Annotated in this window: 11 protein-coding genes; 4 read left to right on the forward strand and 7 right to left on the reverse strand. The window is 43.9% G+C overall.

Features of this window, described 5'->3' with window-relative positions; genetic code table 11:
- Positions 1–239: 239 nt before the first annotated feature.
- The 6 genes from secA to DXC51_RS15315 all read right to left on the reverse strand — a co-directional run bounded on the left by secA (position 240) and on the right by DXC51_RS15315 (position 9731).
- Complete coding sequence (gene secA, locus DXC51_RS15290) at positions 240–2807, reverse strand: preprotein translocase subunit SecA (RefSeq protein ID WP_021633972.1); 2568 nt, start codon at positions 2805–2807, stop codon at positions 240–242.
- Positions 2808–3157: 350 nt separating this feature from the next.
- Complete coding sequence (locus DXC51_RS15295; protein WP_025490349.1) at positions 3158–4648, reverse strand: sulfatase family protein; 1491 nt, start codon at positions 4646–4648, stop codon at positions 3158–3160.
- A gap of 55 nt (positions 4649–4703) precedes the next feature.
- Positions 4704–6164, reverse strand: coding sequence for a sulfatase family protein (locus DXC51_RS15300; RefSeq protein WP_025490348.1), 1461 nt, complete (start codon positions 6162–6164; stop codon positions 4704–4706).
- Between the two features lie 33 nt (positions 6165–6197).
- Positions 6198–7850, reverse strand: coding sequence for an extracellular solute-binding protein (locus tag DXC51_RS15305; protein WP_102289959.1), 1653 nt, complete (start codon positions 7848–7850; stop codon positions 6198–6200).
- Positions 7851–7909: 59 nt separating this feature from the next.
- Entirely contained in the window at positions 7910–8818 is a 909-nt protein-coding gene (locus DXC51_RS15310; protein ID WP_021633978.1) for a carbohydrate ABC transporter permease, read from the reverse strand.
- A 10-nt stretch (positions 8819–8828) separates the two neighbouring features.
- Positions 8829–9731, reverse strand: a complete 903-nt coding sequence (locus DXC51_RS15315; RefSeq protein ID WP_021633979.1) for an ABC transporter permease — start codon at positions 9729–9731, stop codon at positions 8829–8831.
- Between the two features lie 304 nt (positions 9732–10035).
- Here DXC51_RS15315 and DXC51_RS15320 point away from each other — a divergent pair, with 304 nt between their 5' ends.
- From DXC51_RS15320 to DXC51_RS15335, 4 genes are all read left to right on the forward strand, one after another.
- On the forward strand, positions 10036–12183 hold the full coding sequence (locus tag DXC51_RS15320; RefSeq protein ID WP_117544848.1) for a helix-turn-helix domain-containing protein: 2148 nt from the start codon (positions 10036–10038) through the stop codon (positions 12181–12183).
- Positions 12184–12352: 169 nt separating this feature from the next.
- Complete coding sequence (locus DXC51_RS15325) at positions 12353–12865, forward strand: GNAT family N-acetyltransferase (protein ID WP_102289961.1); 513 nt, start codon at positions 12353–12355, stop codon at positions 12863–12865.
- Between the two features lie 88 nt (positions 12866–12953).
- Entirely contained in the window at positions 12954–13430 is a 477-nt protein-coding gene (locus tag DXC51_RS15330) for an RNA polymerase sigma factor (protein ID WP_021633983.1), read from the forward strand.
- Positions 13427–14401 (forward strand): zf-HC2 domain-containing protein, encoded by a 975-nt coding sequence (locus tag DXC51_RS15335; RefSeq protein ID WP_117544849.1) that lies wholly within the window; start codon positions 13427–13429, stop codon positions 14399–14401. Before DXC51_RS15330 ends, DXC51_RS15335 begins: the two co-directional genes overlap by 4 nt.
- A 72-nt stretch (positions 14402–14473) precedes the next feature.
- On the opposite strand, the gene DXC51_RS15340 is transcribed toward DXC51_RS15335, so the two are convergent.
- Entirely contained in the window at positions 14474–15355 is an 882-nt protein-coding gene (locus tag DXC51_RS15340) for an ABC transporter ATP-binding protein (protein WP_117544850.1), read from the reverse strand.
- Between the last annotated feature and the right edge of the window lie 115 nt (positions 15356–15470).

The following is a 15470-nucleotide window of genomic DNA, read 5'->3' on the forward strand; positions in this document are numbered from 1 at the left end:
GAAAGCTTCCGGGAAACAGACGCCCGGGCCGCCCTATGCCCGGACGCCTGCTTCCCGAAAGCTTTCTGTTTCCTCTCCGGCATGCGGCGACAGCCGCAAAGCGAAAGGGCCGAAGGCCCTTGAGCCTCCCCGGCGGATTACCGGGTTACCATTCCTTAAACCGCGGAGGTCAAGTCACCCTTCCGGGTCCTCCATCCCTCCACTAATTCCTTATCCCCAATCCATCTCTTACTTATTCTTTACTTATTCTTCCCACAGCAGTTCTTATACTTCTTCCCGCTGCCGCAAGGACAGGGATCATTCGGATATACCTTCTTTTCGCTCCGTTTCATCGGAGCCTTCGGGCCGGAATCATCCTTATTGGTGCCGGTCACCTTGGCAACCTGCTCCCTTTCCACCTTCTGCTCCACTCTCACGTGGAAGAGCAGCCGGATGGTATCCTCCCTGATACTGTCGGTCATGCTGTCAAACATCTCATAACCGCTCATCTTATACTCAACCAGAGGATCCCTCTGGGCATAAGCCTGCAAACCAATTCCCTGACGCAGCTGATCCATATCATCGATATGAGCCATCCACTTATTATCAATCACCTTCAGCAGAATCACCCGCTCCAGCTCACGGATAGCTTCCGGCTCCGGGAATTCCGCCTCCTTGCTCTCATACAGCTTCACAGCCTCTTCCTTCAGCTGCTGCTTCAGACTGTTTCTCTTTGGCTTGTTCACCCGCTCCTTTGTAACAGGAACCAGCGGTATAATCGGCAGAAGCAGGGAATTGAGCTCCTTGAAATTCCAATCCTCCACATCCGCGTCTTCACCGATTACCATGTCCACGGTATTATCCACAATATCCGTAATCATTTTGTAAATAACATCGCGCATGCTTTCCCCGTCCAGGACACGGCGTCTTTCAGCGTAAATAATCTCACGCTGCTCGTTCATAACCTGATCGTACTCCAGCAGGTTCTTTCTGATACCGAAGTTGTTGCTCTCTATTTTCTTCTGCGCCGTTTCAATGGCGTTGCTGAGCATCTTGTGCTCGATTTCCTGATTTTCCGGAACACCCATGGTGTTGAACATATTGATCAGACGCTCGGATCCGAACAGCCTCATCAAATCATCTTCCAGCGAAATGTAGAACTTGGATTCACCTGGATCTCCCTGTCGTCCGGAACGTCCGCGCAGCTGATTGTCGATACGCCTGGACTCATGCCGCTCCGTACCGATAATCTTTAATCCGCCCGCTGCCTTGGCATTATCATCCAGCTTAATATCCGTACCACGGCCGGCCATATTGGTGGCAATGGTAACGGCGCCGTGGATACCGGCATCCGCAACGATTTCCGCTTCCAGCTCATGGAACTTGGCATTCAGCACCTTATGCGGGATTCCCTTTCTCTTCAGAAGGCCGCTCAGCTCTTCGGAAGCCTCAATGGTAATCGTACCAACCAGGACAGGCTGCCCCTTGGCATGGGACTCCTCCACTGCCTCCACAATCGCATGCAGCTTTTCTTTTCTGGTCTTGTAAACCGCATCCTGATGGTCAATTCTCTGAATCGGCCTGTTGGTGGGAATCTCGATAACGTCCATGCCGTAAATATCGCGGAATTCCTTTTCCTCAGTAAGTGCGGTACCTGTCATACCTGCTTTTTTCTCAAATTTATTAAAGAAGTTCTGGAAGGTAATGGTCGCCAGCGTCTTGCTTTCTCTCTTGACCTGTACGTGCTCCTTCGCTTCAATCGCCTGATGGAGTCCGTCGGAATAACGGCGGCCCGGCATGATACGTCCGGTAAATTCATCGACGATCAGAACCTGGTCGTCCTTTACCACATAGTCCTTATCGCGGAACATGAGGTTATTTGCACGCAGGGCCAGGATGATATTATGCTGGATTTCCAGATTCTCCGGATCCGCGAGGTTCTCAATCTGGAAAAATCTTTCCACTTTAGCAACACCCTGCTCCGTCAGGTTGACCACTTTATCCTTTTCATTGACAACGAAGTCTCCCGATTCCTCCTGTTCCACGCCCATGATGGCGTCCAGCTTGGACAGATCCTCCATGTCCGCGCCGCGCTCCATCTGTTTTGCCAGGATATCGCAGGCCTCGTACAGCTTGGTGGATTTCCCGCTCTGGCCGGAAATGATCAGAGGGGTTCTGGCCTCATCGATCAAAATGGAGTCAACCTCATCGATGATGGCATAATGCAGGTCACGCAGCACCAGCTGTTCCTTATAAATGACCATGTTGTCTCTCAGGTAGTCAAAGCCCAATTCATTATTGGTCACATAGGTAATATCCTTGGCATAAGCGGCGCGTCTTTCCTCCGGCTTCATGCTGTTTAATACCACGCCTACCTCCAGGCCCAGGAATTCATGAACCGCGCCCATCCAGGCGGAGTCCCTGGCAGCCAGGTAATCGTTGACCGTAACCACATGGACACCCTTTCCTTCCAGGGCATTCAGATACGCCGGAAGCGTGGAAACCATGGTCTTACCTTCACCGGTTTTCATTTCAGCGATACGTCCCTGATGCAGGATGATACCGCCCATCAGCTGTACGCGGAAGGGTTCCATGTTCAGGACTCTTCTGGCAGCCTCACGCACCGTGGCATAAGCCTCCGGAAGCAGGTCATCCAGTGTTTCCCCTTCGGAGAGACGCTTCCTGAATTCCTTCGTCTTATCCTTCAGCTGTTCATCGGAAAGCTCCATCATCGCGGGCCTTAAAGACTCAATCTTGTCCACAATGGGGATAACGCGCTTCAATTCCCTGTCGCTGTGCGTGCCGAAAACTTTTTGAATTACATTCATTTTGTATTTGCTCCAATCGTTTTGTCCGCTAAAATAACCCGTCTCGGCCCATTTCTCTGCCCTTTACGGCAAAAGCCGGACATGCACTACCCCTTATAATAGCAGAAAAGCGGCATTTGTTCAACTTTTATCTGCTTTCGGGGAAAACCTTAGCCGTATATTTATAGGTCAGCGTAAAAGTTCCGGTTTTCCGGCCTTTTCCAGACGCCGGAATTACATCATTTATGTTATATGACTTTTTTCAAAAAAAATCCATAGATAAACTATGAAAAGTCTGTAAATTTTCGCAGTCAACCGTTCAAAAGGACTGATACCCCTTATCAGAATATCAGTCCCTGGTATTACATCATTTATTCAGTTTTACCGGATATTGAACTTAATAATACTGTGTCTCCTGTATTTTGTGCCCATTGTTTCAGCAGATGCCGCATTTTCTGCAAAATATCACTCATAGCTTTATCTTTATACAAATTATTCATTTCATATGGATCCAGACATAAATCGTATAATTCTTCGATCTGTGAGTCGTTATATATATACTTATAACGCTGCGTGATTACCGCCCGTCCCAAATGCTTTTCCAAATGTCCATGTGTTTCGCATACAAAATAATCCCTGAAGTTAACATCATTGCCTTCCCTTATTTTCAACAGAGAATTCCCATCCACATCCTTTTTAAAAGCGCTGCCGGCAGCGTCCAGCATTGTAGGCGCTACATCCAGATTGCTCACAAGCGCATTGCTTACAAGCCCCTCCGGCATTTTCCCAGGGAAACGAACCGCCATGGGAACACGCAGCATTTCTTCTGGCATATAAGAACGTTTATCAAAATGCCCCCCATGACAGGCCAATGCATCACCATGATCCGTTGTCCAAATTACAATTGTATTTTCTTCAAAGCCATGCTCTTTTATAGCGTCAAGAATCTTTCCCGCTGCGGCATCCATCATTGTAATTTGTGCATAAGCTCTGGCAATCACCTCCTGCCAGACACTCCATGGAAGAGGGTTAGGAAAAATTATCTTATCATCACTGGAAATACCTCTGTTATTTTCTGACTGATAAACTTCAGGTTTATTATTGTGATACACATCTTCCCGGAAACTGGGATACTCAGGGATATCAGATGGAGAATACATATCCGCATATTCCTTACAAGGAAAATATGGCTGATGCGGGCCCCAAAAATCAATTCTGAGATGAAATGGTTTACCATTCTCCTTTTCCTTTAATTCTCTCAGTTTTTCACATGCCATATCCGCCAGAAAAAAAGCCTCATGCGTCTCTGGAGGCGTCAGCATAATTCCTGAGGCATGTTCGTTGCACCAGCTGCGATCCTGCTGGTATTCTTTTCCCTCCTCCAGTTCTTCATATGGAACAAAGCTTGAGAAATTATGTTCAATCAAAATTCTGGGTTCCGGAAGTTTTTTCCTTCGGAGATACTCTTTATATTCTGGTTTGTTATATGGATTATTATAGCTTGGATAATTAAAGCCCTCACAATGATGTTCCAATGCAGTTCCCGGCCCGGCATGCCACTTTCCAAAGTAGTAATTATCATAACCTTCCTCATATAATGTATCCAGATAAACCTCCGTATCAAAGGGATGATCTGCATCATTAATAAGTTCTCCATGATTATGGGGATATAATCCTGTAAGCATACTCCTTCTTGCCGGACCGCATAAAGGGCATACTGAATAAGCCCGTTCAAACCGCACTCCCTCAGAAGCAAATTTATCAAAAACAGGGCGTTTTATTCTGACTCCCTGACTGCCATGCCCATAATTTACCTGATGATCATTTAGTATATATATTATATTGGGCTTTTTGTTTTTCACTATATTTTCCTCCTATCCCGCTGTTTAATCCTTATTCGGACAATTAAGTGTTCCTTTACCAAAAGGCCTTCCTCACCGGAAGCGGATCACATGTCTGAGCCATTCTGTCACATAACTTTTCCAGCATAAGTATTTTTACATCTTCTGCATCTTTTTCATAATAGAGATTATGATGTTCTCCCGGATCTGCGGCCAAATCATATAATTCCCCCGTTATCTGCTGTTTTTCTTCGGGATCGTGCACTCTGCAGAGTTTATATCTGCCGTCATAAACCATTGTTACAAAGGCCAGCGGTGAACGGTGATTAATATTGCTGTTATAATATTCGCTGTAAACATTGTTCCGATGTTTATTCAGCATTCTTTCTCCTGTAAGCAATGGCCAAAGACTCATTCCCTGCATACCTGCTGCCTTTTGAATACCGGCAGCTTCACAGACAGTCTCCGAAATGTCAGTCAACTCAACCAGCGCATTACTGGTTCTCCCTCCCTTTATTTTACCAGGACAGGTAAAAATCAAAGGAACATGTACACTGCTTTCATAGAAATACGGTCCTTTAAGATACATGCCATGATCGCCCAGGCTTTCTCCATGATCTGACGTAAATATTATCAGGGTATCATTCAGCTGTTCATTTATTTCCAGCCAGTCAAGCAGTCTTCCCACTTGATGATCAATCAAATCTATCATTGCAAAATATGCTGCACGTATATAGCGATGGTCTGCCGGACTCATTTCTTCAAAAGGGAAAAGACCTTCCGTATCATATGCGCCAAAATGATCCGTTTTCTGAAATACCGGTTTTGTTTCCCATTCTTTTTCCACATAATCCGGAAGTTCCAATTCTTCCAGCCTGCTAAGATATCTCTCCAGGTATTCCTTCGGTGGATCAAAGGGATGGTGAGGATCAAAATAATTTAATGAAAAGAACCAGGGAAGATGATATCTTTTAGCACTCTCCATAAATTGTATCGCCTGATTGGTGCACCAGGTTGTCTGATGCAGATCTTCAGGCATCCCTGTCTGAATATATTTACATTCTGTTCTGTCAGGTGTTATATAATCCGTCCCCTTTTCAGCCAACCACATACTATACTCATTCATCGGCCAGTTCGTTCCGGAAAAGGCCGCCGGATGGTGTGACCATCTGAAAAAATCATAGCCGTCATCGATTCTTGGTTCCATGATTTTACATGCAGAATCATGACAGGCGGAAATATGAAGTTTTCCGGCCAAGCCACAGTAATATCCATTCATATGTAAAAGTTTTGGCAAAAGTATCTCATCCTTTTGCATATCCTGTCCGTTCTGACGCACACCACAGGTCCTTGGATACCGCCCTGTCAGAAAACTAGCTCTGCTTGGACCGCAGACCGGGCATTGTGCATATGCCCGGTCAAATTTCACGCCCATTTGAGCCAACCTGTCTATATTAGGTGTTTTTACCCAGGGATTCCCATAACATCCCAATGTATCAAATCTTTGCTGATCTGTACAAATCCATAATACATTCATAATTTCCTTTCCCTAATTGGCGTGACTGCAGCCTTACGATTCCATCATTATATTGTAGTATTTCTGATAAAGCTCTGCCCAGCGATCCGCTTGCAGATCCTTCATTTTTTTAATATAAGCATCCCAGCTTTCGTCCGTCACTCCATTCGTAATAAACTGTGCGAGCTGGCTGTCAACATATTTAAACAAATCTGTCTTAATATTCAGTGCCTCTCTGTTTTCATCCTCTTCATATACCAATTCCGGAAGGCCTGGTGCCGCAACCTTCATATAGCTTTCATTCAAAGCACCCTGCCGTTCCAATGCGGTTTCCGCTGTAATTTCTTTCTCAGCCCAAAAATCCCCAAAGCACCAATAAGGAATTCCATATCCCCATGTTGCATATAAAGTGGAATTTTCCATTGTCCTGGGTTCCCCGGAAGGAATATTGGCAAGTTCGGTCCACTTCCCGTTCTCCAGATAATCCCAGGAGTAACCCTTAGGCCCGAAACGGTTTGTTAAAGCATTTTCTGAATTGTCCATCCACCAGTCAATAAAAGCAAGTGTTTCCGCAGGATGCTCATTAGCTGAAGTGATAAAAAACTGGTTGCCCACATAACCGGGTATCAGCCCGTTTCTTCTCCACACCTGATTTCCGTCCGGACCTTCCGGAAGATTCATGACACGATATTCATTCATGCTCTCATCTCCGTCATTCAAGTCCAGATACCAGAATACTACAGACGCCGCCACACCTTCTGTTTTGGCTTTGGCCTTCAACTGAGTGCTGCTTTGGGTAAAGTTTTCAGGATCAAGCAGCCCTTCTTCATACCATTCATGGAAATATTCCAGAGCTTTCCTGGTTTCCTCCATAGCCGGCGCAAATTGCAGCTGTGTTGTTCCTTCCTCTGAATGCATATAACTCCTCGTATCCCAGGAAACCCCAAACAGACCAAACAAATACGTATAAATACTGGGAGCATTTTGTAATGCCTCAAAGCTCAGGCCATATTCGTTCTTACCGTCACCATTCAGATCCCTGCTCGTTGCCTGTCGAAGGTATTCACCAAATTCATCCAGGGTAGCCGGCATATCCATGCCAAGCTTATCAAGATAACTTTGATTGATATATAAAATCTTGTCCACACGGATATTCTGGTTTTCATCGATTGCAGGCAGTGCATATATATGTCCGTCGGGATAAGTAGACAACGCCCTGAATTCATCGTAATCATTCATCCATTTTTTAATATTTATTGTTGCGTTTTCAATATAATCATCTAATGGTACAATCAGACCTTCTTTTGCATACTTGTAAATAACAGATGGATCATAGGTAAATGACGGTCCGAACGCATCAGGAAGATCTCCTGAGGCCAGCGTAAGCTTGTATTTTTCTGTATACGCCTCGGATGACACCTCTTCCCATTCAATATGCACATTTGTTTTTTCTTCATATTCTTTGATCATGTCTAAATCGCCAAGCGATTTTGCATGGGAAGCTGTAATAGGAATCATAATTTTAATTGTAACCGGTTCTTTTGATATAGGAAACTCACCTGGTACAAAACCGATTTCTCCTGCTTCCTGAGCTTCTTCACTTTGTTGCTGTACTGCATTTTCTTCCGCACTGTTTCCGCCGCAACCCGCCAGCATTGCAACAATCATAGCTCCTGCTAAAACACAGCTTAATAATCTTTTTTTCATGTTCTTCCTCCTGTAAAATAATGTTTTCTTACTTTGTTTTCATATACAGCCTTATATACTCATTCCTTTACCGCCCCCAGCATAACCCCCTTTGTAAAATATTTTTGAATAAACGGATAAATACAGAGCACTGGTATGGATGCCACTACAATAACCCCATATTTTATCAACTCCGCATATCTTTCTCTTCGCAGCAGTTCCAGCATCATAGATTCATCAAAAACCTGCATGGTGGAGGAATTTTGAATCAGTATTTCTCTTAGTACCATCTGAAGCGGCCTAAGAGCTTCTTTTGAAATATAAATTAATGCATTAAAATACTGATTCCAGTGCGCTACCCCGTAATATACAACAAGAACCCCTATTAAAGCTTTTGATAACGGCAGAACAATCGAAATAAAAAATCTGAATTTACCGCAGCCGTCAATTTCTGCCGCGTCCATTAAATCTTTTGAAATTGTTCCTTCAAAAAATGAACGGGCAATTATCATATTATATATATTCAGTGCTCCCAAAAGTACGAGTACAAAGGGCGTATCATATAATCCCAAACCTTTTATTAATAAAAAAGTGGGAATTAAACCACCATTAAAAAACATGGTAAAAAGGAAAAATCCTGTAAAGATTTTTCTTCCCGGCAGTTTTTTGAAAGAAAGCGGATAGGCTGTAATAAGTGTAAGACATAAATCCAGCGTTGTTCCTGCTGCCGTATATAGAATCGTGTTCCTGTATCCTGTAAAGATACGTGAGTCTTCAAATAATTTTTGGTATCCTTCCAGCGTTACGCCTATTGGGTACAGCATAACCTTGCCGGCATTTACCGCTTCTGGAGAACTGATGGAAGCAATCAGAACAAAATAAAGCGGATAAACTGCAATCAAAGATACAATTCCCAGTATTAAATAACTTATAATGTCGAAAGCCAAATCACTGCCGGAGCGTTTGACATGTACTTTTTTCCTTCCCATATAAACCTCCTTAAAATAATGAGCTTTTCGTTATTTTCTTTGCCGCTTTATTTACCAACAGCAGTATAATGAGGTTTATCACATTATTAAACAGCCCCACTGCTGCCGAATACCCATAATCAATATCCAGAAGTCCTTTCTTATATACATAGGTAGATAAAATTTCGGATACTCCGATATTCAAATCATTTTGCATCAGATACGCTTTTTCAAAGCCCATACTCATTACCGCCCCTGCATTCAGAGTAAGTATAATTGCAATAGTAGGAATGATATGCGGCATATCTATATGAATAATCCGCTGTAATTTATTTGCTCCGTCCATCCTTGCCGCCTCATAAAGCTCAGGACTGACTCCGGAAAGTGTGGCCAGGTAAATAATTGAATTCCATCCTGTAGTCTGCCAGACGGCAGAAAGAACGAATATATGCCTGAAATACTTTTCATCTCCCATAAAAAGCTGACGTTCTCCACCCGCCAGTTCAAGAATATTATTAAAAACTCCTCTGGGTGCAAACATAATCATCATCATGCCTACGAGTACTACTACAGATACCAGATACGGCGCATATGTAACATTCTGAACAAACTTACCAAATTTCTTACTTTGACACGAGTTTATCAGCAACGCCAGAAAGATAGGAATCGGAAATGTCAATACAAGCTGATAAATACTCAGTATTAAAGTGTTCCATAATATAGGCAGGAAATCCGGTGAACGGAAAACTCTTTTAAAATGTTCCAAGCCTACCCACGGACTCCCCAAAATCCCCTTAGAAGCATAAAAATCTTTAAATGCTATTGTCACTCCATACATAGGAATGTAATTGAAAATAAAAATGTAGATTATTCCTGGAATGAGCATAAGGTACAGTACCCTCCATCTCTTCCACAGCAGTTTGTTTTTTGTCACTCCCACCACTCCTTATCTTTAATTATTTCTTTTGTCCGGGACTTGATTCTTTGAAAAGTTCCCTCACCGGCTAATCCAACTTTAATTCTTTTATCGCTCGCAGTAAATATTGCATAATTCATTCATTGTTCGCGCTTCATTTTTGCGCATTGTTTTTATTTCACTTATGCTTCTTTTTTCATTTTTGTGAATTTATTCTAATTTTTTCCATATAATTCCATATATTTTGTTGACTTTGACAATTACATTTAATATACTATACAATAATAGATTATCAATATCAAATGCGGGGTGATTCCGAGAAATGAATATTCCAAAGACTGCTGTCCGTAATTTCATTACATATTTTATTGTTTTTTCCATTCCTGTAATAAGCCTGGTTTTTTTTACACATACTCAGCTTATAAAAAAATTCCAGACAACAACATATAATCTGGAACTTTCCTACCAAAACAATAAACTAAACGATTTCGAACAGAATATTAATAAATTGATAGATATTGCTTCACAAATCAAAATTTCAGAAACGGAACTGAACGAAAATATTATGTCCCGTATTGATCTGATTGATCAGCTTCGTTATTGTAAGGCTCTGAATAATACTCTTGAAGAAATTATTTTATATTTTCCTGACAGCAGTCTTGTCTATGCTGCGCAGAGTACATATACCCAGAATACTTTTAAGGCTTTATTTGGTCCGTCTCTCTCCTCCGCACTTTCAGGTATATCCGAAGACGAATGGAATGCCAAGGGACTGATTCCGCTGTTCTCAGACGGAAAACTTTGCTTTATAGCCCCTTATCCTATATATTCTCTGTACCCCTATGGATATCTGGTTTTCATTGTCCAGCAGGGACGGTTTATGCCCTTTTCCCAGCAGGAATATGCTCTTTACTACGATGAAACCTGTCTGATTAACAAAACCGGCCGCCCCCAATATGACCTGGATTATGCAAGATCTAATGGAACATCTGTAACAACGGCTAATCCTTACAGTTATCTGTCTTCATCTATGTCCGGCGGTGATTATAGTCTTGTTACAGTATTAAATGATGAGGAAACATTTTATGATTTTTATCATGCCAGACAACTTTTTATTCTTACAAGCATTATTGTCTGCACTTTATCCATGATTCTCCTCAGTTATTTCAGTTATCAAAGCTATAAACCTTACCGGGATCTTAAGCATGCATTACAGCGTACAGGACTGATTCATGAGCGTTCAACCAATGCAAAACCAGAAATATACCAGGCGATACAAACCATGGATCTTTTGACCAAGCACAACCGGCTTCTTGACGAACAGTTAATCCAGGAACAGTATGTGTCAAGAAGCCTTCTTCTGAACAGACTCCTGAACAATCAGTATGATAATATTGAGACAATCAATAAGAGTCTGGAAAACTACCGTGTAATTTTAAACAGTACTTATTTCACTGTATGTATTTTCAGGCTTAACAAGAAACCATCTCCACAATTTTTTCTTGACAATATGCTGTATTATGCTGCACATCCAGGTTTTTCTGTCTATTGTACACTGGAATCTGACCTGCGCATTTATGCTGTCATAGGATCCATCAGTAATCAAAATACACAGCTTGACTCACTGTTTCGGAAAATGCTGCAAATTCTGAATGGAGAGGGAATTTCAGCAGAGTTATATGTTGGTTCTCCTGTCATGGAAAAAGACCAAATCCATATATCCTATATTGAAGCCTTATCCAAATATAATTATGATGATCTTCCTGATAACAAAATCCACTATTATCATTCTCCGGCCTCTATTAACCCAGTATTATTCTATCCCCAGATGGAGTTAAACAGTCTGCGCAGTGCGGTAGCCAGTGAAAACAAAGATAGTGCGATAGAAATTCTGGAATGTATCAGTTCACAGCTTCTTTCTGAAACACTCAGTTACTCAATGGCAAAAACAGTTTGTTATGAAGTCTTCCATATCGTCTGTCAGGGATTGAGCACGGAACAACCAGAAAGTTTCCAGACTATCAATCGTTACCTTTCAAAGCTTTCAAAAATAAAAACTTGCGAGGATGCTGCTGCTTTTCTTACTTTGATGAAGAAATCCCTTTCTGATACCGTCTCTGTATGCAAAAGCTCAGAAGAATGTTCTAATTTAAAAATGGAACGCATTCAATCCTATATTATGGAACATTTTACAGAGCCCGACTTTTATCTTGGAGCCGTTGCAGAACATTTCAGTTTATCACTTAATAATCTCAGTCAGCAGTTTAAACGGCATTTGGGCATTAGCCCTGCCAAATATATTACGGTATTGAAAATCGATCAGGCAAAGGAGCTTCTTACAAAAACCAATATGACTATTAAGGATATCGCCGCTCACATAGGTTATTCTGACTCCTCCATATTTGTAAAAAATTTTAAGACAATAACCTCTTTAACCCCAAATCAATATAGAAACAGCATGCGGCAATAGAGTTTTATAATCCGGTCTTATTTACTTGACTTTTTCTGTATTTCTATGCTATTACAAATGAACGCCACTACATACACACTGGAAACCATCAATTATTTATTGCTTTCAAAATCTGTTGTTATGTTAATTTCTTTAATCCCCGCCCCTAAAAGGGCAGACAGGAGCCGCCATGAAAATACGTCAGGAAACACCCGCCGACTACGCGGAGGTTTATGAGCTTGTAAAAATATCCTTTGCCACCTCGACCAATGAAGGGGAATGGGATTATCTGAACGAAGTCCGCAAAAAGGCTGCCTTTATTCCCGAGCTTTCCCTGGTTGCGGAAAATGACGACGGCCGGCTGGTGGGGCAAATCGTTTTGTATAAAACGGACATTACCACACCGGAGGGCGCCGTGACGCAGCTGCTGCTTTCTCCTATCAGCGTGCATCCGGATTATTTCCGCAGGGGCATCGCCACTGCTATGATGAAGGAAGCCTTTCAAATCGCGCAGGAGCTTGGCTACACGGCCGTGTTTCTCTGCGGGGATCCGCAATTTTACCATCGCTTTGGATTCAGGGGATCTTATGAATTCGGGATTTACCATGTGGCGGACAAGTCCCGCTGCGGGGAATGGTGCATGGCACTGGAGCTGAAGGAAGGCGCGCTGTCCGGGATTACTGGGACGATTGATATTGAATAATAATATTTTTTTCAAAAACCTTGTAACGAAACCGTAACTCCTCCGTCTAACCAGCAAAATCAATAAGAAGGGAGGCGAAGTCGTGGAAATGGATTTCGAGCAGTTATACAACACCTATTACATGCAGGTATATTCCTTTGTCCTGGCGCTGTCCAGGAACCGGGACATTTCAGAGGAAATCACGCAGAAAACATTTTTCAGGGCAATCACCGCCGGGAAGAAATATGCCGGGAATTCCTCCGAGCTCACCTGGCTGTGCGCCATTGCCAAGAACCTGTTCACCGACGAGCTGCGGCTGCAGAAGAAAACCTGCGTTGCCGAAACAGAGGAAAAGGCGTCCGGCATCAGTGTGGAAAGCGCCGTCATGAACGAGGATTCCGCATTTCAGATACATCAGGTGCTGCATAATCTGGAAGAACCATATAAGGAAGTATTTCAGCTAAGAGTGTTCGGTGAGCTGTCTTTCCAGAAAATCGGAAAGCTGTTCGGCAAAACGGAAAACTGGGCAAGAGTTACTTACCACCGCGCACGTCTTAAAATTCAGGAAAGGATGGAGGAGCTATGAAATATTCATGTGATGTTATTAAAGACCTGCTGCCGCTTTATTATGATAAGGCCTGCAGCGAACAGAGTAAGAAAATTGTGGAGGAACACCTGGAGGAATGCGCTTCCTGCCGGAGTTTAATGAAAAAACTGCAGGACAACACCTATGAAAATTGTCTGCATGATGAAAAAGAAGATATTATAAAAAATTATACCAGGAGCATTAAGAAGAAAGCCCTGTTTGCAGGATTTATCGTTGTTGCCGTCACGCTTCTTACCTGCTTTATCGCCAACCTTGCCACCGGAAATACGCTGGACTGGTTTTTTATCGTGCTGACTTCCCTGCTGGTTTTGGCCGCCATCACTGCCGTACCCATGATGGCGGAGAAAAAGAAGGGGCTGTGGACCTTGGGAAGCTTTGCCGCCAGTTTGTTCCTGCTGCTTTTGACCTGCTGTCTATATAGCGGGGGAAACTGGCTGCTTGTGGCCACAACGGCCGTATTGTTCGGGCTTTCCGTGGTCTTTCTGCCCTTCGTCATCGGCCAGGCGCCGTTAAAGGGCTTTGCAAAACGGAATAAAGGGCTGCTTGTCATGGCTGTGGATACGATTCTTTTTTACCTGCTCATTGTCTCCTGTGGTTTTTACAGCAAAGCTGCCGGTTACTGGCGGCCGGCGCTTCTTATCTCCACTGTGGGCGCGCTGATCGCCTGGGCGCTGTTTGCAGCCATCCGTTACCTGAAAGCCAACGGCTTCATCCGGGCTGGTATCTGCGTCATTGCCGTGGGCGCGGTCACTGCTTTCGCCAATGATATTATCAGCCTGATTTTAGACGGCACCTATCATCTGAGTGTGTTCCAGGCCAATCTTACCCTTTGGTCGACAAATGCTTTAATTAATGCGAACGTCTGCCTGATTGTTCTGCTTTCCAGCTTTGTCATTGGCGGGCTTCTGCTGCTTGCGGGCTTCCTCCGCAATGGGAAATCCGCCAGATAAGCCTCCGGGGACGGGGACAGCGGAGAAGTGTCCATGTATTTTAAAACACTTCTCCGCCGTCCCCGCCCCTTTTTAGTTTTTTGCCTCCCGGTTCATAAGATACATATAGGCGTCCTCCAGCGTAATCTCCGGCTGCACACATCCTGGTCCCGGTTTTTCCCCGCTGATGATTTTCACCCGCAGGCCGCTTTCCGTATACTGCTTCGAAGTAATATGGCAGGTCTGTTCCCACATCCGGGCCTCTTCCTCATTCCTAACCGTGCCCACCCAGATATGTCCCTTTGCCATCTGCAGCAGCTCGCTCATCTCTCCTGTATACAGGAATTCCCCCTTTTTCATAACAGCCAGCCGGCTGCAGGCAGCGGCCAGATCCTCCACCACATGGGTGGAAAAAAGCACCGTCCTGTTTTTGGAGAAATCCACCAGCAGGTTCCGGATACGTATCCGTTCCTCCGGATCAAGACCCGTGGTAGGTTCATCCACGATCAGGAAATCCGGCTCATTCAAAAGCGCCTGAATCAGGCCCACCCGGCGTTTCATTCCGCCGGACAGCTGCCTCATCTTTTTCTTCTGATGCTCCGCCAGGCTTGTTTTTTCCAGATACTCGTCAATTCTCTCCCTGCATTCCTTCCGGGGCACGCCGGACAGCTCACCCAGGTATTCCAGGCATTCCCGGACGGTCAGGTTCGGGTACAGGTTCAGCTCCTGGGGCAGATATCCGATTTTTCGCCGGATTTTCTCATAATTGCCTTCACTGTAAGCCAAATCGTCCATCAGCACCGTTCCGGAGGAGGGCTTCAATACAGTAGTCAGCACCCGCATCAGCGTGGTTTTTCCCGCCCCGTTTTCCCCCAGCAGCCCGAAAATCCCCTGGGGGATTTCCAGATTCACATGATTTACGGCTGTTACGCCGTTCTTAAAGCTCACCGTTACATCCTTCATTTTTATATTCATTCCTGCTCCTATCTGCGCGAAAAAAATACGCGGCTAATGTTATACTCAAATCAGGCGGCGGGAAACGCTTCCTTCCGTCCGGGGGCAGTGTTTACCCTCCGCCTTCTTCAAAAGC

The sequence above is a fragment of the Eisenbergiella massiliensis genome (assembly GCF_003435485.1).

What these genes read in the sequence shown, in the direction of transcription:
- secA (WP_021633972.1), bottom strand. Translation starts at nt 2,807, where the DNA reads ATGAATGTAATTCAAAAAGTTTTCGGCACGCACAGCGACAGGGAATTG.
- DXC51_RS15300 (WP_025490348.1), bottom strand. Translation starts at nt 6,164, where the DNA reads ATGAATGTATTATGGATTTGTACAGATCAGCAAAGATTTGATACATTG.
- DXC51_RS15305 (WP_102289959.1), bottom strand. Translation starts at nt 7,850, where the DNA reads ATGAAAAAAAGATTATTAAGCTGTGTTTTAGCAGGAGCTATGATTGTT.
- DXC51_RS15310 (WP_021633978.1), bottom strand. Translation starts at nt 8,818, where the DNA reads ATGGGAAGGAAAAAAGTACATGTCAAACGCTCCGGCAGTGATTTGGCT.
- DXC51_RS15320 (WP_117544848.1), top strand. Translation starts at nt 10,036, where the DNA reads ATGAATATTCCAAAGACTGCTGTCCGTAATTTCATTACATATTTTATT.
- DXC51_RS15325 (WP_102289961.1), top strand. Translation starts at nt 12,353, where the DNA reads ATGAAAATACGTCAGGAAACACCCGCCGACTACGCGGAGGTTTATGAG.
- DXC51_RS15330 (WP_021633983.1), top strand. Translation starts at nt 12,954, where the DNA reads ATGGATTTCGAGCAGTTATACAACACCTATTACATGCAGGTATATTCC.
- DXC51_RS15335 (WP_117544849.1), top strand. Translation starts at nt 13,427, where the DNA reads ATGAAATATTCATGTGATGTTATTAAAGACCTGCTGCCGCTTTATTAT.
- DXC51_RS15340 (WP_117544850.1), bottom strand. Translation starts at nt 15,355, where the DNA reads ATGAATATAAAAATGAAGGATGTAACGGTGAGCTTTAAGAACGGCGTA.